At 71.5% G+C, this 24,955-nt stretch carries 24 protein-coding genes; 14 read left to right on the plus strand and 10 right to left on the minus strand.

The genetic code is table 11. From position 1 onward, the window contains the following. Positions 1-3 precede the first annotated feature (3 nt). Both CFN78_RS24490 and CFN78_RS24495 read left to right on the plus strand, forming a co-directional pair. Positions 4-1,356, plus strand: a complete 1,353-nt coding sequence (locus CFN78_RS24490) for a DUF3027 domain-containing protein (protein ID WP_094865372.1) — start codon at positions 4-6, stop codon at positions 1,354-1,356. Further along, complete coding sequence (locus CFN78_RS24495) at positions 1,310-4,288, plus strand: sacsin N-terminal ATP-binding-like domain-containing protein (RefSeq protein WP_165777691.1); 2,979 nt, start codon at positions 1,310-1,312, stop codon at positions 4,286-4,288. Before CFN78_RS24490 ends, CFN78_RS24495 begins: the two co-directional genes overlap by 47 nt. Positions 4,289-4,297: 9 nt before the next feature. On the opposite strand, the gene CFN78_RS24500 is transcribed toward CFN78_RS24495, so the two are convergent. Further along, the gene (locus CFN78_RS24500; protein WP_094865374.1) at positions 4,298-4,585 is read right to left on the minus strand and encodes a DUF2530 domain-containing protein; all 288 of its coding nucleotides are present in this window, start codon (positions 4,583-4,585) and stop codon (positions 4,298-4,300) included. Between the two features lie 45 nt (positions 4,586-4,630). Between CFN78_RS24500 and CFN78_RS24505 the strand changes: the two genes are divergently transcribed. The 3 genes from CFN78_RS24505 (at position 4,631) to CFN78_RS24515 (ending at position 8,045) form a co-directional block, all read left to right on the plus strand. Continuing rightward, positions 4,631-6,079: an NCS2 family permease gene (locus CFN78_RS24505; RefSeq protein ID WP_094865375.1), complete on the plus strand. Its 1,449-nt coding sequence runs from the start codon at positions 4,631-4,633 to the stop codon at positions 6,077-6,079. Positions 6,080-6,179: 100 nt separating this feature from the next. Next, positions 6,180-6,611, plus strand: coding sequence for a MarR family winged helix-turn-helix transcriptional regulator (locus CFN78_RS24510; protein WP_094865376.1), 432 nt, complete (start codon positions 6,180-6,182; stop codon positions 6,609-6,611). A gap of 6 nt (positions 6,612-6,617) precedes the next feature. Continuing rightward, entirely contained in the window at positions 6,618-8,045 is a 1,428-nt protein-coding gene (locus CFN78_RS24515; RefSeq protein ID WP_094865377.1) for an MFS transporter, read from the plus strand. 123 nt (positions 8,046-8,168) lie between these two features. Here the strand turns inward: CFN78_RS24515 and CFN78_RS24520 are convergent, their stop codons facing one another. The 5 genes from CFN78_RS24520 to CFN78_RS24540 form a co-directional block, all read right to left on the minus strand. Next, positions 8,169-8,969 carry an arylamine N-acetyltransferase family protein gene (locus tag CFN78_RS24520; protein WP_094865378.1) on the minus strand — a complete coding sequence of 267 codons (801 nt, stop codon included), beginning with the start codon at positions 8,967-8,969 and terminating at the stop codon, positions 8,169-8,171. Between the two features lie 192 nt (positions 8,970-9,161). Then, positions 9,162-9,785, minus strand: a complete 624-nt coding sequence (locus CFN78_RS24525; protein ID WP_094865379.1) for a superoxide dismutase — start codon at positions 9,783-9,785, stop codon at positions 9,162-9,164. Between the two features lie 203 nt (positions 9,786-9,988). Beyond that, the gene (locus CFN78_RS24530; protein ID WP_094865380.1) at positions 9,989-10,669 is read right to left on the minus strand and encodes a biliverdin-producing heme oxygenase; all 681 of its coding nucleotides are present in this window, start codon (positions 10,667-10,669) and stop codon (positions 9,989-9,991) included. An 83-nt stretch (positions 10,670-10,752) separates the two neighbouring features. After that, positions 10,753-11,367 (minus strand): TetR/AcrR family transcriptional regulator, encoded by a 615-nt coding sequence (locus tag CFN78_RS24535; RefSeq protein ID WP_094865381.1) that lies wholly within the window; start codon positions 11,365-11,367, stop codon positions 10,753-10,755. 79 nt (positions 11,368-11,446) lie between these two features. Then, positions 11,447-12,946 (minus strand): glutamate-cysteine ligase family protein, encoded by a 1,500-nt coding sequence (locus CFN78_RS24540; RefSeq protein WP_094865459.1) that lies wholly within the window; start codon positions 12,944-12,946, stop codon positions 11,447-11,449. 192 nt (positions 12,947-13,138) lie between these two features. Here CFN78_RS24540 and CFN78_RS24545 point away from each other — a divergent pair, with 192 nt between their 5' ends. Genes CFN78_RS24545 through CFN78_RS24565 form a run of 5 tightly spaced genes read left to right on the plus strand, consistent with a single transcriptional unit; the run spans position 13,139 to position 16,153 of the window. Next, positions 13,139-13,948 (plus strand): TrmH family RNA methyltransferase, encoded by an 810-nt coding sequence (locus tag CFN78_RS24545; protein WP_094865382.1) that lies wholly within the window; start codon positions 13,139-13,141, stop codon positions 13,946-13,948. Between the two features lie 37 nt (positions 13,949-13,985). Beyond that, positions 13,986-14,687, plus strand: coding sequence for a DUF2537 domain-containing protein (locus CFN78_RS24550; protein ID WP_094865383.1), 702 nt, complete (start codon positions 13,986-13,988; stop codon positions 14,685-14,687). Positions 14,688-14,746: 59 nt separating this feature from the next. Next, positions 14,747-15,124 (plus strand): MmcQ/YjbR family DNA-binding protein, encoded by a 378-nt coding sequence (locus tag CFN78_RS24555; protein ID WP_094865384.1) that lies wholly within the window; start codon positions 14,747-14,749, stop codon positions 15,122-15,124. Positions 15,125-15,179: 55 nt separating this feature from the next. Then, positions 15,180-15,515 (plus strand): ArsR/SmtB family transcription factor, encoded by a 336-nt coding sequence (locus CFN78_RS24560; RefSeq protein WP_240519669.1) that lies wholly within the window; start codon positions 15,180-15,182, stop codon positions 15,513-15,515. Positions 15,516-15,526: 11 nt separating this feature from the next. Further along, on the plus strand, positions 15,527-16,153 hold the full coding sequence (locus CFN78_RS24565) for an SRPBCC domain-containing protein (RefSeq protein WP_094865386.1): 627 nt from the start codon (positions 15,527-15,529) through the stop codon (positions 16,151-16,153). A gap of 21 nt (positions 16,154-16,174) precedes the next feature. Here CFN78_RS24565 and sepH read toward each other — a convergent pair whose 3' ends face one another. Both sepH and serC read right to left on the minus strand, forming a co-directional pair. After that, on the minus strand, positions 16,175-17,041 hold the full coding sequence (gene sepH / locus CFN78_RS24570; RefSeq protein ID WP_094865387.1) for a septation protein SepH: 867 nt from the start codon (positions 17,039-17,041) through the stop codon (positions 16,175-16,177). Positions 17,042-17,158: 117 nt separating this feature from the next. Further along, positions 17,159-18,289 carry a phosphoserine transaminase gene (gene serC, locus CFN78_RS24575; RefSeq protein WP_094865388.1) on the minus strand — a complete coding sequence of 377 codons (1,131 nt, stop codon included), beginning with the start codon at positions 18,287-18,289 and terminating at the stop codon, positions 17,159-17,161. A gap of 108 nt (positions 18,290-18,397) precedes the next feature. Here serC and CFN78_RS24580 point away from each other — a divergent pair, with 108 nt between their 5' ends. Next, the gene (locus CFN78_RS24580) at positions 18,398-18,718 is read left to right on the plus strand and encodes a hypothetical protein (RefSeq protein WP_094865389.1); all 321 of its coding nucleotides are present in this window, start codon (positions 18,398-18,400) and stop codon (positions 18,716-18,718) included. On the opposite strand, the gene CFN78_RS24585 is transcribed toward CFN78_RS24580, so the two are convergent. After that, complete coding sequence (locus tag CFN78_RS24585; RefSeq protein WP_094865460.1) at positions 18,715-20,073, minus strand: serine hydrolase domain-containing protein; 1,359 nt, start codon at positions 20,071-20,073, stop codon at positions 18,715-18,717. The genes CFN78_RS24580 and CFN78_RS24585 overlap by 4 nt on opposite strands. Before the next feature lie 203 nt (positions 20,074-20,276). Here CFN78_RS24585 and CFN78_RS24590 point away from each other — a divergent pair, with 203 nt between their 5' ends. Both CFN78_RS24590 and CFN78_RS24595 read left to right on the plus strand, forming a co-directional pair. Next, positions 20,277-22,013 (plus strand): SDR family oxidoreductase, encoded by a 1,737-nt coding sequence (locus CFN78_RS24590; protein WP_420807923.1) that lies wholly within the window; start codon positions 20,277-20,279, stop codon positions 22,011-22,013. 23 nt (positions 22,014-22,036) lie between these two features. Further along, positions 22,037-22,612 carry a TetR/AcrR family transcriptional regulator gene (locus CFN78_RS24595; protein WP_094865390.1) on the plus strand — a complete coding sequence of 192 codons (576 nt, stop codon included), beginning with the start codon at positions 22,037-22,039 and terminating at the stop codon, positions 22,610-22,612. 96 nt (positions 22,613-22,708) lie between these two features. Here the strand turns inward: CFN78_RS24595 and CFN78_RS24600 are convergent, their stop codons facing one another. Next, on the minus strand, positions 22,709-23,863 hold the full coding sequence (locus CFN78_RS24600) for a citrate synthase 2 (protein WP_094865391.1): 1,155 nt from the start codon (positions 23,861-23,863) through the stop codon (positions 22,709-22,711). Between the two features lie 369 nt (positions 23,864-24,232). Between CFN78_RS24600 and pdxH the strand changes: the two genes are divergently transcribed. Further along, positions 24,233-24,928, plus strand: coding sequence for a pyridoxamine 5'-phosphate oxidase (gene pdxH, locus CFN78_RS24605; RefSeq protein ID WP_094865392.1), 696 nt, complete (start codon positions 24,233-24,235; stop codon positions 24,926-24,928). Positions 24,929-24,955: the final 27 nt, after the last annotated feature.

A 24,955-nucleotide genomic window follows, 5' to 3' on the forward strand; every position in this document is an offset into this window, starting at 1 on the left:
GCCATGACGCTCCTGCTGACTCTCGACGACGGCGCGACCCGGCAGGTACTCACCGAGGCGGTCGGCATCGCGCGTGCCGCGGCGGTCGAGGAAGCCGGCGCCGAACAGGTCGGTGAGCACGCCGGTGTCGAGCACGAGGACGCCGTCTGCCTGACCCATCGGTTCGACGCCCACGTTCCCGGTTACCGGGGCTGGCACTGGTCGGTCACGGTGGCCACGGCCGGCGAGGGAGCCCCGGTCACGGTCAGCGAGGTCGTCCTCCGGCCAGGGCCCGAGGCGCTCGTCGCGCCGAAGTGGGTGCCGTGGGACCGTCGCGTGCGAGCCGGTGACCTCGGCGTCGGCGACATCTTCCCGGCAGCGGACGACGACGAACGGCTCGCTCCGGCGTACCTGGCCTCCGACGACCCCGAGGTCGAGGAGGTCGCGTACGAGTTCGGTTTCGGCCGGGTGCGGGTGATGTCGCGCTACGGCAGGCAGGACGCGGCCGCCCGCTGGAGCGATGGCGAGTTCGGCCCGCGGTCGGACATGGCTCGCGGTGCCCCCGACGTCTGTGGCACCTGCGGTTTCTACGTCGAGCTGGGCGGTTCGCTGCGTGCCGCGTTCGGCGTGTGTGGCAACGACATCGCTCCGGCCGACGGGCATGTGGTGCACGCCGAGTACGGCTGCGGCGCCCACTCGGAGGTCACCGTGGACATCTCGTCCTCGGTGCCCGTCGCGGAACTGGTCTACGACGACTCGCTGCTGGACACCGAGCCCGCCCCGGAGGCCCCGGAGCGCGCGGAGGCCGCCGCCGAGAACGCGACCACCGGCACCGAGGGGACGTCCGCCGAGGCTGACGGAACCCAGGGTGCTGACGTCGAGGGTGCGGGTGCCGAGGGTGCTGAGGCCGTCGCCGCCGCTCCCGCCGAACGGCCGGAGGCGCTTCCGGCCGAGCAGCCCGTTCCGGACGCGGACAAGGCCGGAACGGTGCCGGAGCCGCCGGAAGCACCGGTCGAGCAGGCCTCCGCCGAAGTCGCCACCCCGTCGGAGACCACGGTTCGGGAAACCACCACGGCGCCCGAGGCCACGGCGCCCGAGGCCACGGCGCCCGAGGCCACGGCGCCGGAGACCACGGCGCCGGAGACCACGGTGACGGCGGAGGCCCCGGCCGTGCCGCCTGCCGTGCCGGACACCGACCCTCCGGCGGCCGGGACCACCGGGACCGCCGCTCCGGACAGCGCCGACGAGGCTGCGACCCCGGACAGCGTGAACCCGGGCAGCGCCGACGACGCCGTGACCCCGGCCAGCGCGGCCCCGGCGACGGCGGCCGATGGCGAGACGGACGAGACGACGCCGGGTGACCGCGCCGAGTCCTGAACCCGGTTCGGCGGAGGCACTGCGGGCCGCGGTCCTGCGGGCCTGGGCCGAGTCGCCGACCCGGTTCACCGAGGACGCCAACGCCGAGGAGGACCTGCGCCGCGGCGGCTACCGCGATCGGCTCTTCGTGGAGCTGGCGCAGAACGCCGCGGACGCGGCCGCGCAGGCAGGCACACCGGGCACGCTTCGAGTGTCCTTTGTGGACGGCGAGTTGCGGGTCGCGAACACCGGCGCGCCCATCGACGACGCCGGGATCGCCGCGCTGGCCTCGCTGCGCGCCTCGGCCAAGCGGCCGGGAGCGGACTCGGTCGGACGGTTCGGCGTCGGGTTCGCCGCCGTGCTCGCCGTGACCGACGCCCCCCGGGTGGTGTCCGGGGATCGAGGCGTGGCCTTCTCCGCGCGGCGCACCCAGGACGCGGTGGCCGAGCTCGCCGGGGTTCGGGAGCAGCTCGCCGCCCGCGCAGGGGACGTACCGGTCCTCCGCCTGCTCTGGGAGCCGGAACCGGACGAAACCCCGGTGCCGCAAGGTTTCGACACCGAGATCCGACTACCCGTACGGTCCGATGTGGACGTTCCCGCGCTGCTCGCGGAGATCGAGGCGGGCGTCCGCGACGTGCTGCTCGCGCTGCCCTGGCTGCGGACGGTCGAGATCGGCGGGGCGGGCTGGTCGCGCGTCCCGGACGGGGACGCCGTCGAGATCACCGGCCCGGACGGGGCCGTCGAACGCTGGCTGACCCGGGCCGTGTCCGGGGAGTTCACCCCGGAGGCCCTCGCGACGCTGGGGGTCGAGGGCTCGGCGGGCAGGTGCTGGAACTGCGTGTGGGCGCTGCCCGTCGACGCCGGTGGAGCGCTGCTCCCGCTCGCGGACGAGGTGCTGCACGCGCCGACGCCGACCGACGAGCGCCTTTCGCTGCCCGCCCGGCTCATCGCCACGGTGCCGGTCGACCCCTCCCGCAGGAGGATCGCCGCCGGGGCGGCGGTGACCGAGGTGCTGGCCGGTGCCGCGACCGCATATCCGGCACTGGCGGCGGCACTGCCTCCCGCGCAGCGGCCGTCAATGGTGCCCGGCGGTGGATTCCCACTGTCCGAAGTGGACGCTTCAATGCGCGGGCTGGTCCTCGGCGCGCTGGCCCGCGAGCCGTGGCTGCCGTCGGCGCGCGCCCCACGCGATGGTGACCTCACCGGAAGCGAGGCCAGCGTGCTCGGCCTCGCTTCCGGCGAGCTGGCCGACCTGCTCGCCGAGGTGGTGCCGGGACTGGTCGCCGCCCCGTTGTGCGGGCCGGAAACGCTTCGACGGCTCGGTCCCCCGGGTGCATCCGGTCTCGGGGGGGCGGCGGTGGTCGAGGCGGTCACCGGCATCGACCGGCCGCCGTCATGGTGGCGCGAGCTGTACACCGCGCTGGGCGCACTCGTCGACGCGCGCGAGGTCGCGGTGGACGAGCTCGCGGCTCTGCCGGTACCGCTGCGCGACGGCCGTACCCTTCCCGGCCCGCGCGGCGCTCTGCTCGCCGGTGAACTCTCCGGGCTCGCCGAGGTGCTGGCCGAGGCCGAGGTGGTCGGCCTGCGGCTGGTCCATCCGGACTCGGCCCACCCGCTGCTGGAACGTCTCGGCGCCCGGCAGGCCGATACCGGCGACCTGCTCGACACACCGGCGCTGGCCGAGGCGGTGGAGCGCAGCGTCTCCGACGCACTGTCCGGAATGGACGTTCGCCCGCTGGTGGATGCCTTGCTGCGCATGGTTTCCCAGGCAGGCGGACGGGAATGGCTCGGGGCGCTGGCCCTGCCCGCGCGGGACGGCGGGTGGCGGCCCGCGCGGGAACTGGTGCTGCCAGGCTCGGCGCTGCTCGACGTGCTGGATCCCGGTGCGCTCGGCGAGGACGGTCCGCTGGACGTGCTGGACGAGGCCGGGGCGCGAGGTCTGCCCGTCGAGGCGCTGACCGCCGTGGGGGTGCTCGACGGCTTCGCCGTGGTCACCGACGAGGAACCCACCGAGCCCGGCCACGACCTGCCCGAGGAGCGGGAGTGGTGGCAGGCGCGTGCGACCCCGCCCGCCAGGGTGCTCGCCGTGCGCGACCTGGACCTGGTCGCCGACGACGCCTGGCCCTCCGCGCTGCGGCTGCTGGCCGCGAGCCCGTCCACCCGGCGGGCACTGACCGAGCCCGGCGGCCACACCGGCTGGTGGATCTCCCGGTACGCCCTTCTCGACGGCGACGCGCCCCGGGACCTGCGGCTGGCCACGGCGAACGACCTCGCCGGCCTCTACGACGCGGTGCCCGCGAGAGAGGTCGGCGAGGACGTGCTGCGCGCGGCCGGGGTGCGCACGGCGCTGGCCGTGGAGGACGCCGAGGACGCCGCCGACCTGCTGGACCGGCTGGCCGATCCGGACCGGCCGATCCCGCCGGGGCTGGCGATCCGGGTACACGCCGCGCTCGCCCTCGCGGAGGTGGAGCCGGTGGACGTCCCCGGCTCGGTCCGCGCACTGGACGGTTCGGTGATCCCGGCGGACCGGGCGGTGGTGCTGGACGAGCCGTGGCTGACGGCGGTGTGGCCCGCGGACCGGCTGGTCGCGGGCGGGCCACCGGAGCGACTCGCCGAACTGCTGGACCTGCCGCTGGCCGGGGAGGAGACCGAAGCGGAACCGGACGGTGGCGGCGAAGCCGTGCGGTGGGCCGAACTCGGCGCCGTCGCCCTCGTCGCCGACCTGCTCGGTTTCGGAGTCCCGGACGGCCGGGTGATCGTGCACGAGGTGCTGACCGTGCGCGCGCACGGCCTTGCGTACGAGGTGCCGTGGTGGGTGGCCGGTGAGCCGCACGCAGAGGACTCCCCGGCCGGGCTGGGCAGGGCGCTCGCCTGGACCGCGGGCAGGTGGGCCGAGCGGCACCTGGTGGTGGCCCTGCTGGAGGAACCGGAGCCGATGACGCTGCTGGGCTGACCGCGCGCGTCAGAGGTTGCGCTGTGCGCCCTTGGCGCCGCGCCGGGATGCGGAGCGTTGCCAGTACATGATCGCCATGCCGAGGAAGCCGAGCAGGAAACCGGCCGCGGCGGACCACATCCAGACGTCCGGGCGGGCGTCGGAAACCAGCCGGACGGTGAGCAGGACGGCGAAGGCGAGGAACCACAGCACGTTGCCGGCGACGACGATCGGCCACAGATCGGTGAGCTTTCCGGTCAGCTCCGGGGTGGGCCGGAGACCGCCGGTGGCCACGCTGTCGTTGCTCGGTCGCTCCACGTCCGGAAGGGTACCCGGGACAGCGGCGGGTTCGAGGAGGCAGGCATGAGGGCGGGAACACGGCTCGACGGGTTCTTCAAGATCAGCGAACGCGGATCCACGCCGGGGCGCGAGGTTCGCGGCGGGGTCGTCACCTTCGTGACGATGGCGTACATCATCGTGCTCAACCCGCTGATCATCGGCAGCTTCTCCGCCGAGGACACCGCGGCCAAGACCGACCTCTTCGGCAACGTGCTGCCGGTGAACCAGGTGGCCGCGGCGACCGCGCTGGTCGCGGGCGTGATGACGATCCTGTTCGGACTCGTCGCCAACTATCCCTTCGCGATCGCCACCGGACTGGGCGTCAACTCGCTGCTGGCGGTGACCATCGCACCGCAGATGAGCTGGCCGGCGGCGATGGGCCTGGTGGTGGTGAACGGGCTGATCGTGTTGCTGCTGGTGGTGACCGGAGTGCGGACGATGGTGTTCAACGCCGTGCCCGCCCCGCTCAAGGCCGCGATCGCGGTGGGGATCGGCCTGTTCATCGCACTGATCGGCTTCGTGGACGCCGGTTTCGTCCGCAGGCTCCCCGACGCCGCCGAGACGACCGTGCCGGTCTCGCTCGGCATCGACGGCTCGATCGCGTCCTGGCCGACGGCGGTGTTCGTCTTCGGCCTGATCCTCACCGGCGTACTGGTGGCCCGCGGGGTGAAGGGCGCGATCCTGATCGGTGTGCTGTCCGCGACGGTGCTGTCGATCGTCGTCGAGGCGATCGCCAAGGTCGGCCCGTCGGCGGGGGAGAACCCGAAGGGCTGGAACCTCGGCTACCCCGGGCTGCCGGAACAGGTCGTCGGGCTGCCGGATCTGTCGCTGCTGGGGGAGTTCAACTTCGACGCCTGGGCGCAGGTCCCGGCGATCACCGCCGCGCTGCTGGTCTTCACCCTGGTACTGACCGACTTCTTCGACACGATCGGCACGATGACCGGGCTGGGCAAGGAGTCCGGCGCCATCGGCAAGGACGGCACGCTGCCGAACGCGGGCAAGGCGCTGTTCGTCGACGGGGTGGGCGCGGTCGCCGGCGGTGCGGCCTCGACGAGCTCCAACACCGTGTTCGTCGAGTCGGCCGCCGGGATCGCGGAGGGGGCGCGGACCGGGCTGGCGAACGTGGTGACCGGTCTGCTGTTCCTGGCGGCGATGTTCCTGACGCCGTTGTACGAGGTCATCCCGGTCGAGGCCGCCGCGCCCGCGCTGGTGGTCGTCGGGGCGCTGATGATCAAGCAGATCACCGAGATCGACTTCGCCGACTTCTCGCTCGCGCTGCCCGCGTTCCTGACGATCGTGGTCATGCCGTTCACGTACTCGATCGCCAATGGCATCGGCGCGGGTTTCGTCAGCTTCGTGGTGATTCGTGCGGTCACCGGGCGTGCCCGCGAGGTGCATCCGCTGATGTGGATCACCTCGGCGGCCTTCGTCGTCTACTTCGCGATCGGCCCGATCCGGGCGGTGTTCGGCTGAGCCCGCGCGTGCTGGGCGGACGGTGGCCGTGTGCGGGGGGAGCGAGTGCGGTGTCGAGGTTCACGAGAAAGGGTCAACGATCGTGAGGTATGCTAACGATATGCCGGTAGTCGAACGTGAGACCTCGCTGGCCAGCAGGCTGCGGGTCTCCGTGGTGCGGTTGAACCGCCGGTTACGGGCACAGCGGACCAGTCAGGACGTCTCGCTCACGCAGGTCTCGGCTCTGTCCACATTGCACAAATGTGGACCGATGAGTCCGGGGAAGCTCGCGGTGCGGGAAGGCGTGCAGCCCCCGTCGATGACCAGGGTCATCGCGGCGCTGGAGGACCTGGGGTACGTCGATCGCAGCCCACATCCGACCGATGGCAGGCAGTCGATCGTCGAACTGTCGCCGACGGGCCTGGAGTACGTGCAGGCGGTCATCTCCGCCCGTGAGGTCTGGTTGGAACAGCAACTGGAAGCCCTGAGCGAGGAGGAGCGCGAGACGCTCTCCCACGCCGCCGAGATCATCGAGAGAATGGCGGAGCAGTAAGAGCGAATGCCGGGATTTGCGGGTAGCGCCCGAGAAGAGGCCCACGTACTTCCGCCGGACACCGCTACCCGGAAACCGGACCCGCCGCCGGATCCGCCCGGCCCGCCGAACCCACCGGAATCGTCCTCGGACCCCTCCGGCGACCCACCCCGGCCCGCCGGACCCCGTCCTGGAACGTTCGCCTCGCTGCGCAACCGCAACTACCGGCTCTTCTTCTCCGGCCAGGTGGTGTCGAACATCGGGACCTGGATGCAGCGCATCGCCCAGGACTGGCTGGTGTTCACGCTGTCGGGCAACGATCCGATGGCACTCGGCATCGCCGTGGCGCTGCAGTTCACGCCGACGCTGCTGCTGTCGCTGTGGGCAGGCGTGCTCGCCGACCGGGTGGACAAGCGCAAGCTGCTGATCGGCATCCAGATCGGCGTGTGCCTGCAGGGAGTCCTGCTGGGTGTGCTCGACATAGCCGGGGTCGTCACGCTGTGGCAGGCGTACGTGCTGTGCTTCGTGCTGGGGACCCTCTCCGCGCTGGAGATCCCCACCCGGCAGTCGTTCGTCGCGGAGATGGTGGGGCGCAGGCACATCACCAATGCCGTCGCGCTGAACTCGTCGATCTTCAACCTGGCTCGTATCGTCGGGCCCGCCATCGCCGGCTTCGTGATCACCTGGGTGGGCACCGGCTGGCTGTTCCTCGCCAACTCGGTCAGCACGCTCGCCGTGATCGCCGGGCTGGCGCTGATGGATCCGGACAAGTTGTTCCGCGGCCCGAGGGTCGCCAGGGCGAAGGGGCAGTTGACCGAAGGGCTGCGCTACGTGCGGCACCGCCGCGACCTGCTGACGCTGATGGTGCTGGTGTTCTTCGTCAGCACGTTCGGCATCACCTTCTTCACCTCGCTCGCCGTCGTGGCCGGCAACGTGTTCGGCACGGCCGCGGACGGTTACGGCCTGCTGTCCACCCTGCTCGCCGTGGGCACCTTCGTCGGGGCGCTGGCCGCTGCCCGTCGTGGATCACGTACCGAACCGCGGCTGCGGCTGCTGCTGGTCTCGGCGTTCGGGCTGGGGGCGCTGGAGTTCGTCGCCGGGTTCATGCCCACGTACCTGGCATTCGGTCTGGCGCTCGTGCCGCTCGGATTCGCCACGATCACCTTCCTGAACACCGCGAACGCACTCGTCCAGACCTCGGTGAGCCCGGAGATGCGGGGCCGGGTGATGGGCTTGTACGTGCTGGTGCTGGTCGGCGGCAATCCGGCGGGCGGCCTGCTGACGGGCTGGGTGGCGGACACCTTCGGCGGACGGTCACCGTTCTTCATCGGCGGTGTGGTGTCCGCGCTGGCAGCCGTGCTCTGCGCGGTGGTGCTGCTCCGGCGGAGCGGCAGGAGACCCCTGCGCCCGGCCGGCCGGACCGCGCACAGGCTGCGCGTTCTCAGCAGGCGGTAGCGCCCTTGCGCTCCGTGTGAGGTTAGGCTAACCTCATCAATGTCCGCTTCGTGGTGGGAGCGGCAGTCAGTTCGGGAACGAATGAGGCCCCGGCACCGGCCAACCCCGGTGCCGGGGCCTCATTCACTGTCCGGTCCCCACGGTGGACGGTTCCCGCGTCCGCGTCAACAGGTCCGGCACATGTTCGAGCGTCATACCGAAACGCTCCCGGTACGCGGCCAGGATCGCGTCATCCGTTTCCAGCGCCGTCTCCGCCCGGTCGCCGTCCGCGCCGGTCTCGATCAGCAGCCCGCCCGCGATCGTCACCCGCCCGTCGCCGGAGGGCATCGAGCAGGTCGTCCCCTTGCGGAACGGGGACACCGGCGAGGTCGCCTGCCACCACGCGGTCGGTGCGAAGTCGCTCAGCGCACGCTGCCGTCGCTCCGCGACGTAGGCCACCACACCGTCCCGGCGTACCTCGAGGTCGCCCTCCGGTGTGTCGACGACCAGGAACTCGCCGTACGGGTCCGGCTGCGGCTCGGCGGCCGTCAGCCGGAGCGGGCGCAGCGAGTGCTTGCCGAAGCCGACGTCGGCCAGCCAGGGCTCGTCCAGTTCGACCCGCAGCGCCATGTGGTCGAAGGGCGGGCCGAGGCTTCCGTCCGGGCGCGCCACCTTCGCGGAGAGCAGGGAGACCTCGAAGCCGAGTTCGCGCAGCAGGACGGCGAACAGGCCGTTGAGTTCGTAACAGAATCCGCCGCGCCGCCGCTGGATGATCTTCTCGGCGAGCGCGCTCTCGGCGAGGTCGATCGGCTCGCCGAGGTGGATGCTCAGGTTCTCGAACGGCACCGAGCGCAGGTGTCGTTCGTGCAGGTCCCGCAGGGCCTCCGCGTCGGGGCGATCGGGCCGATGTGCGCCGATCCGCTCGAGGTAGGCGTTCACGTCCATACCGCAACGATGCCACCTCGACCGCGATCGAGGTCCAACCCTGACCGCAATACGTCGACGTATTGCGAAACATCGCGCACGAGGCATCGCAATATGTCGACGTATTGCGGTCGCTGGAGTGCGAAAAGGGACCCCTCCGGGTGGAGAGGTCCCTTTCGGTGCTGACGCTGCTTGCCGGGGTCGTACCGGTGCTCAGCCGAGAAGCAGGCCGTTGCCGCCCGCCTTCGCGGCCTCGAAGCGCTTGCCGATCTCTTCCCAGTCGAAGATGTTCCACAGCGCCTTGACGTAGTCCGGCTTGACGTTCTTGTAGTCCAGGTAGAACGCGTGCTCCCAGACGTCGACGAGCAGGATCGGCGTCGTCGGCAGGATCAGGTTGTTGTGGTGGTCGCGAAGCTGCTGGGTGATCAGCGTCTTGCCGATCGGGTCCCAGGAGAGCGCGCCCCAGCCGTTGCCCTGGATCGTGGTGCAGACGGCGGTGAACTGCGCCTTGAACTTGTCGAAGGAGCCGAAGCTCTCGTCGATCGCCGCCGCCAGCTCGCCGGTGGGCTTGTCGCCGCCGTTGGGGGAGAGGATCTTCCACCAGACGACGTGGTTGGCGTGGCCGGCGAGGTTGAAGGCCAGCGTGGTCTCCAGCCCGACGATCGAGCCGAAGTCGTCCGCGTCGCGGGCGGCGGCGAGCTTGTCCATCGTGTCGTTCGCGCCCTTGACGTAGGTCGCGTGGTGCTTGCTGTGATGCAGCTCGTTGATCTCGCCGGAGATGTGCGGCGCGAGGGCGCTGTAGTCGTAATCGAGATCGGGGAGCTCGTACAGGGCCATTAGCCCTCCTTGTCGTTTCGACGCAAACCTCTATCGTTACCGAACCTAGTAGCTCTCACTCGTTCCCGGCGACCTGGGGCCGACCTCGGTGACGGTGGAACGGACTACGCCCGATACGCAGTACCCGGGTGGGAGCCGTCGCAAACAAGCCTGCTACCTCGACTTACATCGAGGTCAAGGCTTCTGTGACGGGGGTCGCGCCGTCAGGGGTGCGTGCGCTCGCCGATCTCCGCGTCGAGTTCGTCGAAGACCGCGACGTTGCACTCGAACGCGATCAGGGTCTCGGCGACGACCCGCTCGCGCTCCGCCTCGCTCCACGGCGCGGCGTCGAGCCGGGCGCGGTAGCGGTCGCGGAACGCGGGGGCGCTGTCGAGCCGGTCGAAGTGGTAGAAGAGCGTGCCCGGACCCTGGACGCCGTAGGTGTTCTCCAGAAGGCGCCGGATGATCTGCCCGCCCGCGATGTCGCCGAGGTAGCGGGTGTAGTGGTGGGCCACGTAGCCGCCCGCCCACTCCGCGGAGACCTCGCGGATCCGCTGGCAGTACGCCATGGTGGCCGGCAGGGGTTCGATCGCCGACTCCCAGTCCGCGCCGACCAGGTACGCCAGGTCCCGGCGCAGCGAAGGCAGCCTGCGCAGCTCGTCGAACACGAACCGGCTGCCGACCTCGTCGCCGGTCATCCGGTCGCTGACCTGCTCGATCGTCCGGTAGATGAAGTAGTACTGCACGGCGAGGCGGGTGTAGTCGGCGAGCTGGAGTTCCCCGCCGAGCAGCGCGTCCATGTAGGTCGAGTGGTTGGCCTTCTCGTGCACGGCGCGGGTGGACTCGCGGAGCACCTTGGAGAACGGTCGTGCGTCGAGTTCGGACGGTGCGGTCGTGGACGCCATCGGACGCTCACCCCTGTCGTCGGCAATCTATCTGACAACCTGTCATAAAAGAGCCTAGGGCAAATCCGCGAGTAAGGCTACCCTTATTTTCTGTTTGCGGGCAGCGACCGCACCCCGACGGCACGCAGCACGAAGCGCACCGCGGTGTCGATCGCCGCCTCGAGCTCCTCCGGGGGCACCGCGATGATGTCCCGGCTCGCCAGCGCCGCCGTGATCATCGGCAGCAGCACGTCCGGGTCCTCCTCGGGCAGCCTGCCCGACCGCATTCCGGCGACCAGGATGTCCCGCAACTGCGCGGTGATCGGGTCCGCGTGCGCGGCGATCCGCCGGTACGTCGACGTCGGCAGTGCGGCGGCCAGTGCGGTTCCGGGCGGCAGGTGGTACTCGGCGAGCACCCGCAACTGCAGCCGGACGTAGGTCGCGAGCTGCTCCACCGGATCGTCCACGGCCGCCACCGCGTCCGCGAGCCTGCGCACGTACGTCTCCGCCTCGTCCTCGACGAACGCGACCAGCAGCGCCTTCTTGTCCGGGAAGTGGTTGTAGATCGCCGTCCGGCCGACCTGCGCCTCCGCCGCCACCCCGGCGAGGGTGATCGCCTCGAAGCCGCGTTCGTAGAGCTGCCTGCGCAGCGCGTCGAAGACCCGGGCGCGCACCTGGGCGCGATGCTCGGTCAGCGAACCGCCGATGATCTTGGGCATCCGCGTACCTCCTCCACGGCCGCTGCCATGGTGCCACGCGGAGCGCACGGTTCCGGTCCGGCGGAAGGTTACGAACGGCTCAGGATTCGATCGGCCAGGTGTGCACCGGCTCGCCCGCCTGCTCCAGCTCCAGGTACCTGGCCAGCATTCCGGCGATCGCCGTCTCCCGGTCCGCGCCGCGGCGCTCGGCCACTGCCACCGTCTCGCGCTGCCAGACGGCACCGTTCTGCCGGGTCAGGCAGCGTTGCTCGATCACCCCGAGGAAGCGTTCCCGTGCCGCATCGGACACCTCCGAACGGCGCAGGCCCTCGTGCGCCAGCGGCAGCAGCGTCCGCAGCACCAGCTCGTCCGCGGGAACCCAGCCCGCGCCCGGCCAGTACAGCTTGCTCTCCATGCCGCCCCGCGCCCCGGCGTAGAGGTTGTCCTCCGCCGCCTGGAACGACATCTGCGTCCACACCGGACGTTCGTCCTCGGCCAGGGCGCGCTGGGCGCCGTAGAAGAAGGCGGCGTTCGCCATCACGTCGAGCACCGTCGGACCCGCGGGCAGTACGCGGTTCTCCACGCGCAGATGCGGTTTCCCGTCCACCACGTCGTACACCGGGCGGTTCCAGCGCCAGACGGTGCCGTTGTGCAGGCGCAGTTCGGTCAGCTTCGGTGTGTTGCCGGATTCCAGTGCCTCCAGCGGATCCTCCGGATCGGTCTCCGGCAGCAGCCCGGGGAAGTATCGGACGTTCTCCTCGAACAGGTCGAAGATCGAGGTGATCCACCGTTCGCCGAACCACACCCTCGGCCGGACGCCCTGATTGCGCAGTTCCTCCGGACGCGTGTCGGTCGCTTGCAGGAACAGCGGGATGCGGGTCTCGTGCCAGAGCGCCTTCCCCAGCAGGAAAGGGGAATTGGCGGCCAGTGCCACCTGGGCCCCGGCCAGGCACTGCGCGGCGTTCCAGTGCGCGGCGAACTCCTCCGGCGCCACCTGAAGATGTAGCTGGACCGAGGTGCACGCCGCCTCCGGCAGGATCGACTCGGCGTGCTGCCGGAGCCGTTCCCCTTGTCCGCCCGGCAGGCCGGAACCTTCGAGTGCCAGCACGGTCTGCTCGCCGCGGGCGGCGAAGATCTGGTCGTTGAGCAAGGAGTAGCGCGGGTTGTTGGTGAGCCACTTCTGGTCGAAGTGCTCCGGCCGCAGGGTCGGCAGGATGCCGATCATGGTCAGGCCCGCACCGGTCTCGGTGGCACAGCGGTGGGCGCGGGCGAGATAGTCGCGCACGTCGGCCTCGAGTTCCAGGGCCGAGTCGCCGGCCAGCGGGCGCGGCGGGACATTCAGTTCCAGGTTGTGCTGGCTGAGCTCGGTGGTGAACGCCGGATCGTCGAGTGCCTCGAGCACCGCGGTGTTCGACATCGAGGGGCCCAGGTCCTCCTCGACGAGATTCAGTTCCACCTCGAGCCCGATGTGCTTGCGTGGAAAGGAAAAACTGCCGTCGGACAACATCCGTGCCAGCGTATCCAGGCAACGCTGGACCTTGCGGCGGTACCGGCCACGATCGGCCGGGGAGAACGGATCCGACGAAACGTCCTTGCCCATGACGCATCCCTGCTTCTCGTCGACCATGGCTCCCCGTTGCCGTGGCGGTGTCCCCGGCCCGACGGTCAACCGTGGCACAGGCTTCCCGCCCGTGCTAGCGGCCAAACTGGTGCTGTGTGTCACGTCCGCCTCACCCTGTGCACACGTTCGGTATGAGGTAAGGGACTCCGCGGCGGGTGGAAGACTCGCCGCGTGGCACGGCTGATCTACACCGACGACGTCGGCGACCCCCGGCTGGACGACTTCCGCGAACTGTCCACCGCCGACCGCAGACCCGATCGCCCCGGCGGGCGGGGATTTGTCATCGCCGAGGGCACCGTCGTCGTTCGCAGACTGCTCGAATCCGCCTACCCGGTGCGGGCGCTGCTCGGGGTGGAGCGCAGGATCGCCGACCTCGCCGCCGATCTCGCCGGCACCGAGGTCCCCGCGTACGTCACCTCCGCCGAGACGATGGCCGAGGTGGTCGGCTTCCACCTCAATCGCGGCGTGCTCGCCGTGGCCGACAAGGCCCCGCAGCCGGACGCCGCCGAACTCGCCGACCGGGCCAGGGTGCTCGCTGTGCTGGAGGGGGTCGGTGATCACGAGAACCTCGGCTCCATCTTCCGCAACGCCGCCGCCCTCGGCATCGACGGCGTGCTGCTCGGCCCTGGCTGCGCCGACCCGCTCTACCGGCGCAGCGTCCGGGTGTCCATGGGCAACGTGCTGCGAGTGCCGTTCGGCCTGTTGCAACCCTGGCCGTCCGGGTTGGAATGGTTGCGCGACAAGGGTTTCCGGGTAGCGGCGCTGACGCCGCGGGCGGAAGCGGTGTCGCTGCGGGCGTTCGGTTCCGCGGGTGCGGGCAAGGTCGCGGTGCTGCTCGGCTCGGAAGGGCCGGGGCTCAGCGCGGAGGCGCTGGCCGCGGCGGGCGACGCGGTGCGCATCGACATGGCGGACGGCGTCGACTCGCTCAACGTCGCCACCGCTGCGGCCGTGGCGTTCTACGAACTCGGCCGTCGTGGGTAGGTTTACCGCGAACGGCGATGCGGAACGGAGGAGCGCGGTGGAGCTGCGGATCCAGGGCGAGCAGGCCGTGCTGGTCGGGCGGACGGGCACCCGGGAACGTCAGGTCGACCCGCGCACGCTCCCGTTGGAGCCCGGCCTGACCGAGGCGTTGCGCGAATGGGCGAGAGTGGCCTCCGCCGTGCGCCGAGCCGGAACGGACCCGGGCGAACCCGCCGCCGGGACGCGACCGGGGTCCGCCGGCGATGCGGACGAGGACGCCGCCGCGGGTGCCGTCGTGTCCCAGCGCGGGCGGCAACTCGCGGCCCGGCTCGCCGCCACGATGGGCGTCGCGGTCAGCTATGCCGACCCGGTGACCGGTGCCGTCTCGCTGATCGCGCCGCCGGCCCCCGCGGCACCGCACGGCCCGGGGCAGGCCGTCCCCGTTCCTGGTGTCGTACGCCGGTTCGGGCGCATGTTCCAGGCCGAGCGGTACGCGCCGGAACCCACCCCGTGGGCGACCGGCCTGGTGGTCGCCGCGTTCGTCGGCGTGGTCGTCCTCGTCGCGATCGTGGCGCTGACCAGTGCGCTGGCCGGCGAGACCTCGGGCTGGCTCGCCATCGGCGCGGCGCTGGTGGTGACCGCCGGACTCGCCCCCTCGCTGTGGCTGGGGCGCAGGCTGCCGATTCTGCGCTGGGTGGTGCTCGGCGCCGCCGCGGGCCTGGCGCTGTCTTGGATTCCGGTGCTGGTGCTCGCGTTCTGAACCTCGCCCGGCCGCGGCACGCCGCGCGTCATGTCGGTGCCGGCAGGCAGGATGCGGGGATGAGCGAGGACCACGACGGCGCCGTGGCGAAGCTGCGTGCGCTGTGCCTGGAGTTGCCGGAGGTCACCGAGCGGCTCAGTCACGGTGAGCCGACCTGGTTCGTCCGAGGCAGGAAGACCTTAGTGATGCTGTCCGACCACCACCACGACGACCGGTTCGGTTTCTGGTGCGCGGCGCCGCCCGGGGTGCAGGAGGAGCTGGTCGGCGAGGAGCCCTCGCGCTTCTTCCGCCCGCCGTACGTGGGGCATCGCGGTTGGCTCGGCGTCTACCTCGACGTCGGCGTGGACTGGCGGGAGATCCGCGAGATCGTCCGCGAGGCGTACCTGCGGATCGCCCCGAAGGCACTGGCCGAACGGATCGGCGACCCGGAGCACTGAGCACGACGGCGGGTGGCGGCTTGTCGATTTCCGATTCTCGTTATATAAAGAATACGTGAATCAGTTCGGTGCTCTGAGCGACCGAGCCCGTCTCCGGATGGTGGAGCAGCTCGCGGTACGCGATCGCACGGCCGGCGAGCTGAGCGCGGCCGTGCACGACGAGTTCGGCGTGAGCCAGCCCGCCGCGTCCCGCCACCTCAGGGTGCTGCGGGAGGCGGGACTGGTGCGCTCCCGCGTCGACGGCTCACGTCGCATCTACAGCCTGGATCGCGAGGGTCTCGAGGAGATCGGCGAGTGGGTCGACCGGCTGCGGGCGTTGTGGGGCGTCTCGTTGTCGGCGCTGGACACCGAGATCGCGCGCGGCAAGCGCGATCGCCGTCAGGAATCGTGAGGAGACCGATCATGAACATCGCCACGCAGATCAACGAGGTACTCCGCCGGGTCGGCTTCGACGACACGACGAACGTGGTCACCCTGACGCAGGCCTTCGCCACCACGGCCGAGGACCTCTGGGACGCGTGCACCACGCCCGAACGCCTCGCCCGCTGGTTCGAACCCGTCGAGGGGTCTCTCCGGCTCGGCGGGCGTTATCGGATGGCCGACAGCGGCACCGTCGGCACCATCGAGACCTGCGACCCCCCACACGCCCTGACCATCACCTGGGAGCACGGCGGTGACACCTCCCGGGTGAGCGCCACCATCGAGGAGACGGAGCCGGGAACCGCGACGCTCACCGTGAGCCACTACGGCGACAACGACGAGCACTGGCAGGAGTACGGCCCCGCGGCCGGTGGTGGCGGCTGGGACGCCGCGTTCCTGGGCCTGCGGATGTTGATCGACGAGCCCGGCAGCACCCTCGACGAGGTCATGCGCGCGATGAACTCGGAAGAGGGCCGGCGGTTCGTCTCGGACGTGGCCGAGCAGTGGTCGCTCGCGTACCAACGGGCAGGCGCTCCGGCCGAGGAGGCCGCTGCCGCCGCCGGCCGGGCGGTCGCCCTCGAACGTGAGCTGTGGACGCCCGAGGGCTGACCGGCAGGCGTACCCGGTGCGTCAGCTCCCGTTGGCGCGCTGGGAACGCACGCCGAGCAGCACGTCCTCCCAGGACGGCACGATCGGGTGCCCGTTGCGGCCGAGCGCGGGGCGGCCCGGTTCCTCGTCCTGGATCCGCGGCAGCTCGCGGGTGTCGTCCTCGCCGTCGTGACCGGGGATCCGCGCCTCGATCACCCGCCCGCCCGCACCGTCGAGGGTGCCGCGCACGGGCTCGTCCTCGATCGCGTCCAGCGTCTGCTGGGTGCCCACGGTCCGCTGCGCCACCGAGCGCAGCGTCCGGGTGTGCTGGGCGTCCGGGTCGAGCAGGTCCTCACCGTGCTCGTCCAGCGCGGTGACGGTGCCGCCGTGCGCCCCGGGAGCGAACGCCCAGTGCGCCCGGTTGTCCGAGCGGCCGGCCTTCCAGCGCAGCCCGATGACCCACTTCCCGTCGTCGCCGCGCCATGCGTCCCAGGTCGCCTGCGAGTAGTCCTGCCCCCGTGCGCCGAAGGTGTAGGCCACCACCTCGCCCAGCGTCTGCACGTCCGGCCCGTCCTCGCGAACCGGGTGCGCGGACTGGGCGATCTCGGCGGTACGGGACCGCTCCAGCAGTACCGGGTACGCGAAGCGCTCGACGCGCTGCACGGAGACCCCCGCGCTGGTGGCGACCTGGTCGACGGACTCGCCGGACCGGATCCTGGCCTGGATCTCGCGTGGACGCATCTGACTCTCCAGCTCGATTTCGATCTGGCCGAGCCGGGTGATATCGCCCCGGGCGGCAGCCCGCAGTCGCTCGTCGGCGGGCAGCAGGAAACGCGTACGGCTCGCCGGGTCCTCGCACACGATGGACTTGCCGTCCTCGTGCAGCCCGACTACCCGTAACGCTCGCATGCCCGCCTCCCCGCATTCATCGACCTCGTGCGTCCACGGTAAGTCGGCGCGTCGGCTTGACGCGCTAGGCGCGCCGAGTCAACTCCGATCTTGCGCCGGTGCCACCCGGACAGCGCCCTAGTTGCCGAGACGCTCCACGACCCACTCGATGCTGGCGGTCAGCGCCGAGACGTCCGCCGGGTCGATCGCCGGGAACAGGCCGACGCGCAACTGGTTGCGGCCCAGCTTGCGGTACGGCTCGACGTCGACGATCCCGTTGGCGCGCAAGGTCTTCGCCACCGCGGCCGCGTCGATCTCCTCGGCGAAGTCGATCGTGCCGACGACCTGCGAGCGCAGCGCCTTGTCCGCAACGAACGGCGTCGTGTACGAGGTGCGCTCCGCCCAGTCGTAGAGCCGGTCCGAGGAGTCCTTGGTGCGCCCGACCGCCCAGGACAGCCCGCCGTTGCCGAGCATCCACTCGATCTGGTCGGCCAGCAGGAAAAGTGTCGCCACCGAGGGCGTGTTGTACGTCTGATCCTTGCGCGAGTTGTCCAGCGCCGTGGTGAGCGAGAGGAACTCCGGGATCCAGCGGTCCGAGGCGCCGAGTTCGCCGACCCGCTCGATCGCCGCGGGCGACATCAGCGCCAGCCACAGCCCGCCGTCCGAGGCGAAGGATTTCTGCGGCGCGAAGTAGTAGACGTCGAAGTCCTCGGCGTTCACCGGCAGGCCACCCGCACCGGAGGTCGCGTCGATCGCGACGAGCGCGCCCTCGCTGCCCGCGGGACGGTGCACCGGCACCGCGACACCGGTCGAGGTCTCGTTGTGCGCCCAGCCGACCAGGTCCGCGCCCTGCTCGAACGCGATCTCGGGGGCGCCGCCCGGCTCCGCCTTCACCACGATCGGATCGGCCAGGAACGGCGCGCCCTTGGTGACGGTCGCGAACTTCGCGGAGAACTCGCCGTAGGTGAAGTGCTGCGAGCGCTCGCGCACGAGACCGAAGGCCGCGGCGTCCCAGAATGCGGTCGTCCCGCCGTTGCCGAGCACCACCTCGTAGCCATCGGGGAGGCCGAACAGTTCGGTCAGTCCGGACCGGACACGGCCGACGAGCGACTTGACCGGCTTCTGCCGGTGCGAGGTGCCGAGCAGCGCGCCGCCCTCGGTCGCGAGCCGGGAAAGCTGCTCGGGGCGCACCTTCGACGGTCCGCAGCCGAAGCGGCCGTCGGCGGGCTTGAGGTCTGCGGGCAGGGTGAGCTGGGGCGCGTCGGTCATGTGGCGAAGTCTGTCAAATGCGCCGAACACACGCTCGTGAGGGCGTCGAGTGGCTACCGTGACGTCCACCATCTGGACCCGGTGTCCGGCAGAGAGGACGTAACGGACATGGCCGACCTTCAGTTCCCCTTCCCGGCGCCGCCGGAGGCGGTGTGGAACGCGCTGCCCGCGGGCGTCGACGCCGTCCGAGGACACGGACCGCACTACGACGCGCAGCGCGGGCTGCTGTCCACCCGGACCGGCACCACCTGGCGGAGCTGGGGGCAGGAGATCGTCGCGCAGGTCTCTCCCGCCCCCGGCGGATCGACGCTGACCGTGCGCACCTCGCTCAAGTTCGGCGTCGTCGACTGGGGCGAGGGCAAGAAGCTGTGCACCCGGTTCGGCGACGCCGTCGCGGGTGCCCTCGGCCTCACCCCGCCCGCGCGCTAGCCGAGCCCGCTCTGCCAGCCTGCCGGGTCGACCCCGCCCGGGATCGGCGCGGCGGGGTCGTAGGGCGTGCGGGTGAAGATGAACGTCGCCAGGTCGAGATGCCGGGGGTCGCCGGCTGCGTCCCGTCCGACGGTCAGCGTCTCGCCCGCGTAGTAGCCGTCCAGGCCCAGCCAGCGGTCCGTCCCGTCCGGACGGAACCGCGACGCGCGACCGCTGTCGGTGGCGGGCGACAACTCGAACAGCCCGTCCGGCAGCAGGCGAAGGTGGTACGCCGACGGTCCCCAGTGCCACAGGCCGGTCAGCGTCAGCAGGGCCGGATCGACCTCGCTCGGCTGCCACTCGCCGGGCAGCCGCGGCTCGTGCTCCTCGACCAGGGAGATCAGGTCGACGGTCAGCGAGGGGATCGCCGCCCCGGAGGTGGTGTTCGCCAGCGCCAGCGCGCCCGTCTGCGACACCGGGTCGATCAGATTGCACGCCAGGAACCCGGGCATCGAACCGGTGTGCCCGGCCAGCCTGCGCCCGCCGTAGCGGAACAACTGGAACCCGAGGCCGTAACCGGCGGCCCACACGTCACCGTCGTCGACCGTCGCCACCGCGCGCATCTCCTCGACGGTGTCCGGGTGCAGCACCTCGCCGGAGTGGCCGCCGGCGAACGCCGTCCAGCGCGCCAGGTCGTTCACCGTCGACCAGAACTGCCCCGCCGGGGCCATCGCACCAGCGTCCGGGGCCGGCTCCGGCAGCAGGACGTCGGCGAACGGGTGCACCGCGTATCCGGTGGCGTGCCTTCCCGAGGGGGCGGCCGTCGTGCGCTTCATACCGAGCGGTTCGAGCAGTTCGGCATGCGCGACCTCCACCCACGACCGTCCGCGCAGCCGGGACACCAGCTCGCCGAGCATGCCGTAACCGACGTTCGAGTAGTGGAAGCGGCGGCCCGGCCGGTGCTTCACCTCGTCCGGGCTCAGGCTCGCCTCCAGCGCGGCCCAGTCGCCGCCGGGGCTGCGTTCCCACCAGGAGCCCGGCGACTCCGCCGTCAGCCCGCCGGTGTGCGAGAGGAGCTGGGCGACGGTCGACGCGCCCACCCGCGTTCCGGGAACGTGCTTGTCCAGCGGATCGTTGAGCTCCAGCCTGCCCTCGTCGCGCAGGCGCATCACCAGCGCGGCGACCATCGACTTGGTGATCGAGCCGAGGCGGTACTGGGTGTCGTTGTCCGGGACCATGCCGTCCACCCGGCCGCGCGCACCGGACCAGACGATCTGGCCGTCCCGGACCACGGCCGCGACCAGTGACGGCACCCGGTTGCTGGCTTGTTCGGCGGCGAGGCGGCGCAGCAGCGCGAAGTCGGTCGTAGGAAGCATGGCCGACATTCTGCCCGGGCCCGCCGGGCCGGAGACCCCGGGCCGACACGCGCCCGCCGAGTCCGCTCGGCAGGAAGCGGGACCCGTCGTCGGCGGGATTCCCTCTGCGAGGGGACGTCGGAGGAGACCGTGGACCTGGGGGAGCGCGCTGCGCGGCCGGACACGCGATCGCGGTTAGTTGACAGAATGTCTAACATGACGGAATGTCTGACAAGAGTGGTGAACGGCTCCGGGTGATCGCGTCCGACGGCGTCCGGCTGGCTGTCCGCACCCGCGGACGCTCGGCGGCGGACGCGCCCACCGTGGTCTGCGTGCACGGCTACCCGGACAACGGATCCCTGTGGGACGGCGTCGCCGCCGAACTCGAGGACCGGTACCGGGTGGTCGTCTACGACGTCCGCGGCGCGGGCGAGTCGGACAAACCCAAACGCAAGCAGGACTACCGGCTGGACCAGCTCGCCGCGGATCTGGCGGCCGTGGTCGACGCCGTCAGCCCGGACGCGAAGGTGCACCTGCTGGCGCACGACTGGGGCGCCATCCAGACCTGGCACGCCGTCACCGGCGGGGCACTGCGCGGGCGGATCGCCTCCTACACCTCGATCTCCGGACCGAGCCTGGACCACGCGGGCGCCTGGTTCCGGTCGCTGCTGCGGCCGAGCCCCCGTGCCCTCGGCACCCTGCTGTACCAGGCCCTGCACTCCTGGTACATCGGCTTCTTCCACCTGCCGCTGATCCCGGAACTGGCCTGGCGCAGCGGAATCATGCGCCGCGTCATCGGCCGCCTCGACCCGGCCGAGAAGGGCGCGGCCACCGCCGACGGGGTGCACGGCCTCCAGCTCTACCGGGCCAACATCGGCTCCCGCCTCGGGTCCCCGGCCACGGCGGGCACCGAGATTCCGGTCCAGGTACTGGCCCCGGCGGGGGACGCGTTCGTCTCCACGCCGATGCAGACCGAGATCGGCCGCTGGGTCCGGGATCTGCGGGTCCGGATCATCCCCGGGACGCACTGGGTGGCCAGGTCCCGGCCGCACGTCGTGGCCAACGCGGCCGCCGAGCTGATCGATCACGCCGAGGGCGGTGCGGAGACGCGCGGGCTGCGCCGTACCCGGGTCGGTGCCACCGGACGTTTCGCCGGACACCTCGTCGTCGTCACCGGCGCGGGCAGCGGGATCGGCCGGGCCACCGCGCTCGCCTTCGCCGGGCACGGGGCGGACCTGGTGCTCACCGACATCGACCCGGACGGCCGTGCCGAGACCGCGCGGCTGGCCGATGAACTGGGCGCGCGGGTCGCCCAGTACACAGTGGACTCCAGCGACGGTGCGGCCGTGCACGCCTTCGCCGCAGACGTCCGCGACACCCTCGGCGTCCCCGACATCGTGGTGAACAACGCCGGCATCGGCATCTCCGGCTCGTTCCTGGACACCGGCGAGGCCGACTGGCAGCGCGTCATCGACGTCAACCTGTGGGGCGTCATCCACGGCTGCCGGGCGTTCGCGCCGATGCTCGTCGAACGCGGGGAGGGCGGCCACATCGTCAACATCGCCTCGGCCGCCGCGTTCCTGCCCTCGCGCATGCTGCCCGCGTACGCCACGACGAAGTCCGCGGTACTGACGCTCAGCGAGTGCCTGCGGGCGGAACTCGCGGAGGAGCGCATCGGCGTCAGCGCGATCTGCCCCGGCATCGTGCGCACGAACATCACCGCCACCACCCGGTTCGTCGGCGTCAGCGAGGAGGAGGAGAAGAGCAAGCGGCGCAGGGCATCCGGCCTCTACGCGCGACGCGGCTTCGGCCCGGAGAAGGTGGCCGCCGATCTGCTGCGCGCCGTGGAACGGGACGTCGCCGTGCAACCGTCGACTCCCGAGGCGAAGACCGCCCTGGTCCTCTCCCGGTTGACACCCGGCCTGCTGCGGGCGGCGGCGAAACGGAACATCGGCCTGTGACCGGACCGGCTCGTCCACGGCGCATGTCGCCGCAGCGGCGCCGCGAGGACCTGATCGGCGCGGCACTGGAGCTCTTCGGTGCCCGCCCGCCGGAACAGGTGTCGGTGGACGATGTGACCGCGCACGCCGGAATCTCGCGACCGTTGTTCTACCGCTACTTCTCCAGCGTGCGCGAACTGCAGGTGGCCGCCCTGCGGACCGTCACCGAGGGGCTGATCGACGGTCTGGCAGGGCAGGCCACCGGTGAGCCGGCCGAGCGGTTGCGGCAGGCCGTGCGGGGAATCGTCGACGTCGCCGACCGGTACCGCGCGGGTTACGTGGCTCTTTTGCGCAGCGGTTCGGTGATCGCCACCTCGGAGACCGACGCCGCCGTGGACGAGGTACGCAACCGCGCGGTGGAGGTCATCCTCGACGCGCTGGGGGAGACCACCCCCTCGCCCCGCGTGCTGCTGACGCTGCGCTGCTGGACGGCCGTCGTCGAGGGCACGCTGCTGAGCTGGTTGCAGGAGGGCACGATGCCGCGTGCGGAGCTCGACGGCTGGCTGGTCGACCAGCTCGCCGGGATGCTCGCCGTGACCGCCACCCACGACACCCGCTGAGCCCCGGTCGCCGCCACCACGGCCGCAATATGTCGACGTATTGCGATACCTTGTGCGCGATGGATCGCAATACGTCGACATATTGCGGGGTTGGGGTCAGACGAGGGTGTCCCAGCCTTCGACGTCCTCCGGCCTGCGCGGCCCCGGGCCGACGTAGGTCGCGGACGGGCGCACCAGCCTCCCCGTGCGCTTCTGCTCCAGCACGTGCGCGGCCCATCCCGCCGTCCTGGCAGAGGAGAACATCGCCGGCATCATGTGCGGTGGTACCTGCGCGAAGTCCAGGATCACCGCCGCCCAGAACTCGACGTTCGTCTCGATCGCGCGGTCCGGCCGCCGGTCGCGCAGCTCGGCCAGCGCCGCCTGCTCCAGCGCGGCGGCGACCTCGTACCGCTCCGCCCCCAGCTCCCGGCAGGTGCGGCGCAGCACGCGGGCCCGCGGGTCCTCGGCCCGGTACACCCGATGCCCGAAGCCCATCAGCCGTTCCTTCCGGTCGAGGATGCCGGCGATGACGCCGCGGGCGTCGCCGGTGCGTTCCGCCTCGGCGATCATCGGCAGCACCCGCGCCGGGGCGCCGCCGTGCAGCGGCCCGGACATCGCGCCGATCGCGCCGGACAGTGCGGCCGCGGCGTCCGCGCCGGTGGACGCGATGACCCTGGCGGTGAACGTCGAGGCGTTCAGGCCGTGCTCGGCGGCGGACACCCAGTAGGCGTCGATGGCCCGGACATGGGCCGGGTCGGGTTCGCCCCGCCAGCGGACCATGAAGCGTTCGGTGATGCTGGCGGCCTCGTCGACGCGGGCCTGCGGTACGGCCGGCTGCCCGATGCCGCGTGCCGACTGGGCGACGTAGGACAGGGCCATCACCGACGCTCTGGCGAGCTGGTCGCGCGCCTCGTCCTCGGGTACGTCCAGCAGTGGGCGGTAACCCCAGATCGGCGCCAGCATCGCCAGCGCGGCCTGGACGTCCACCCGGACGTCGCCGGTGTGCACGGGCAGCGGGAACGGCTCGGCGGGTGGCAGGCCCCGGCCGAAGCGGCCGTCGACCAGCAACCCCCAGACGTCCCCGAAGCCGACCTTCCCGGCCAGGTCCTCGATGTCGACGCCGCGGTAGCGCAGCGCGCCCCCGTCGCGATCCGGCTCGGCGATCTCGGTCCGGAAGGCGACGACGCCCTCCAGCCCTGGCCGGAAGCCGTCGTCCGGCTGCTCGTCCGGCTGCTCGGCCGGCTGGTCGCTGTTCAGCGTTGACGTGGCCACTCGTCGACTCCTCTGCCGTAGGCGATCCCGCGCTTTCCCTGCCGTGCTCACCGTGCCGCCACTGACGCGAACCGGTGATCCGGCCGGTGCGTCATCGCACGGCTGTGGCGAGAACCATGCTCCTGCCGGGGCGCGTCGGCAATCCGATCGGGCGGTGGTTTCGGTCACGATCCTGCGATCCGAGCTGCGGAAATGACGTGCCGGCCCCCTGCATGGGTGACGGGGGTGTCCACAGGGTTACGACGGGGTGCGCGCCCGCGTGGCAGGCGTCACCGCCGTGGAGGTTTTGCTACCGCCGAACAGGCCTTACCGTCGGCCGGGAAGGCCGACGTCAGCGCCGACGTGGGTGGGCACGGAGGAAGGCGAAACATGCCGGAACTCGACAGGGTCGACGACCTCAGCGGTGACGACGGTGCGGGCGTGGCAGTGCGGCTGCCCGGAATGCGCGTCGCCTACGACGGCGACGGTTTCGACGAGAACTCGCTCGCGGCGAACTGGACCGAGCAGCTTCGCGGCTGGCTGGACCAGGCCGTGGTCGCGGGCGTCGCCGAGGCGAACGCGATGGTGCTGGCCACCGCGGACGCGAACGGCCTGCCCTCCTCGCGCACGGTCCTGTGCAAGGGACTCGACGAGCGCGGCGTCGTCTTCTACACCAACTACACCTCCGCCAAGAGCCACGACCTGACGGCGACCCGGTACGCCTCCGCCACCTTCCCCTGGTACCCGTTGCACCGGCAGGTGCACGTACGGGGCGAGGTGGAGAAGGTCGGCTCGGCCGAGACCGCCGCCTACTGGGCGTCCCGGCCGCGCGGTTCGCAGCTCGGCGCCTGGGCCTCGCCGCAGTCCCGGGTGGTGGACGGCAGGCGTGCCCTCGACAACGCGCTGCACTCGATCGAACGCAGGTTCAGCGACACGGACTCGGTGCCCTCGCCCCCGCACTGGGGTGGCTGGCGCATCCGACCGGACGTCGTCGAGTTCTGGCAGGGCCGCCGCGACCGGCTGCACGATCGGCTCCGCTACGTCCGGCACGAGGACGGCTGGCGGATCGAGCGGGTAGCCCCCTGATCCACGCCTCCCGAGAAGCGCAATTCG

This window comes from Amycolatopsis antarctica, assembly GCF_002262875.1.
In the GTDB taxonomy this organism is placed as follows: domain Bacteria; phylum Actinomycetota; class Actinomycetes; order Mycobacteriales; family Pseudonocardiaceae; genus Amycolatopsis; species Amycolatopsis antarctica.

Excerpts from the sequence above, each read along its gene's own strand:
- CFN78_RS24490 (WP_094865372.1), top strand. The coding sequence starts at position 4 with ATGACGCTCCTGCTGACTCTCGACGACGGCGCGACCCGGCAGGTACTC.
- CFN78_RS24495 (WP_165777691.1), top strand. The coding sequence starts at position 1,310 with ATGGCGAGACGGACGAGACGACGCCGGGTGACCGCGCCGAGTCCTGAA.
- CFN78_RS24505 (WP_094865375.1), top strand. The coding sequence starts at position 4,631 with ATGAGGGCGGGAACACGGCTCGACGGGTTCTTCAAGATCAGCGAACGC.
- CFN78_RS24510 (WP_094865376.1), top strand. The coding sequence starts at position 6,180 with ATGCCGGTAGTCGAACGTGAGACCTCGCTGGCCAGCAGGCTGCGGGTC.
- CFN78_RS24515 (WP_094865377.1), top strand. The coding sequence starts at position 6,618 with ATGCCGGGATTTGCGGGTAGCGCCCGAGAAGAGGCCCACGTACTTCCG.
- CFN78_RS24520 (WP_094865378.1), bottom strand. The coding sequence starts at position 8,969 with ATGGACGTGAACGCCTACCTCGAGCGGATCGGCGCACATCGGCCCGAT.
- CFN78_RS24525 (WP_094865379.1), bottom strand. The coding sequence starts at position 9,785 with ATGGCCCTGTACGAGCTCCCCGATCTCGATTACGACTACAGCGCCCTC.
- CFN78_RS24530 (WP_094865380.1), bottom strand. The coding sequence starts at position 10,669 with ATGGCGTCCACGACCGCACCGTCCGAACTCGACGCACGACCGTTCTCC.
- CFN78_RS24535 (WP_094865381.1), bottom strand. The coding sequence starts at position 11,367 with ATGCCCAAGATCATCGGCGGTTCGCTGACCGAGCATCGCGCCCAGGTG.
- CFN78_RS24540 (WP_094865459.1), bottom strand. The coding sequence starts at position 12,946 with ATGGGCAAGGACGTTTCGTCGGATCCGTTCTCCCCGGCCGATCGTGGC.
- CFN78_RS24555 (WP_094865384.1), top strand. The coding sequence starts at position 14,747 with ATGAGCGAGGACCACGACGGCGCCGTGGCGAAGCTGCGTGCGCTGTGC.
- CFN78_RS24565 (WP_094865386.1), top strand. The coding sequence starts at position 15,527 with ATGAACATCGCCACGCAGATCAACGAGGTACTCCGCCGGGTCGGCTTC.
- sepH (WP_094865387.1), bottom strand. The coding sequence starts at position 17,041 with ATGCGAGCGTTACGGGTAGTCGGGCTGCACGAGGACGGCAAGTCCATC.
- serC (WP_094865388.1), bottom strand. The coding sequence starts at position 18,289 with ATGACCGACGCGCCCCAGCTCACCCTGCCCGCAGACCTCAAGCCCGCC.
- CFN78_RS24580 (WP_094865389.1), top strand. The coding sequence starts at position 18,398 with ATGGCCGACCTTCAGTTCCCCTTCCCGGCGCCGCCGGAGGCGGTGTGG.
- CFN78_RS24585 (WP_094865460.1), bottom strand. The coding sequence starts at position 20,073 with ATGCTTCCTACGACCGACTTCGCGCTGCTGCGCCGCCTCGCCGCCGAA.
- CFN78_RS24590 (WP_420807923.1), top strand. The coding sequence starts at position 20,277 with ATGTCTGACAAGAGTGGTGAACGGCTCCGGGTGATCGCGTCCGACGGC.
- CFN78_RS24595 (WP_094865390.1), top strand. The coding sequence starts at position 22,037 with ATGTCGCCGCAGCGGCGCCGCGAGGACCTGATCGGCGCGGCACTGGAG.
- pdxH (WP_094865392.1), top strand. The coding sequence starts at position 24,233 with ATGCCGGAACTCGACAGGGTCGACGACCTCAGCGGTGACGACGGTGCG.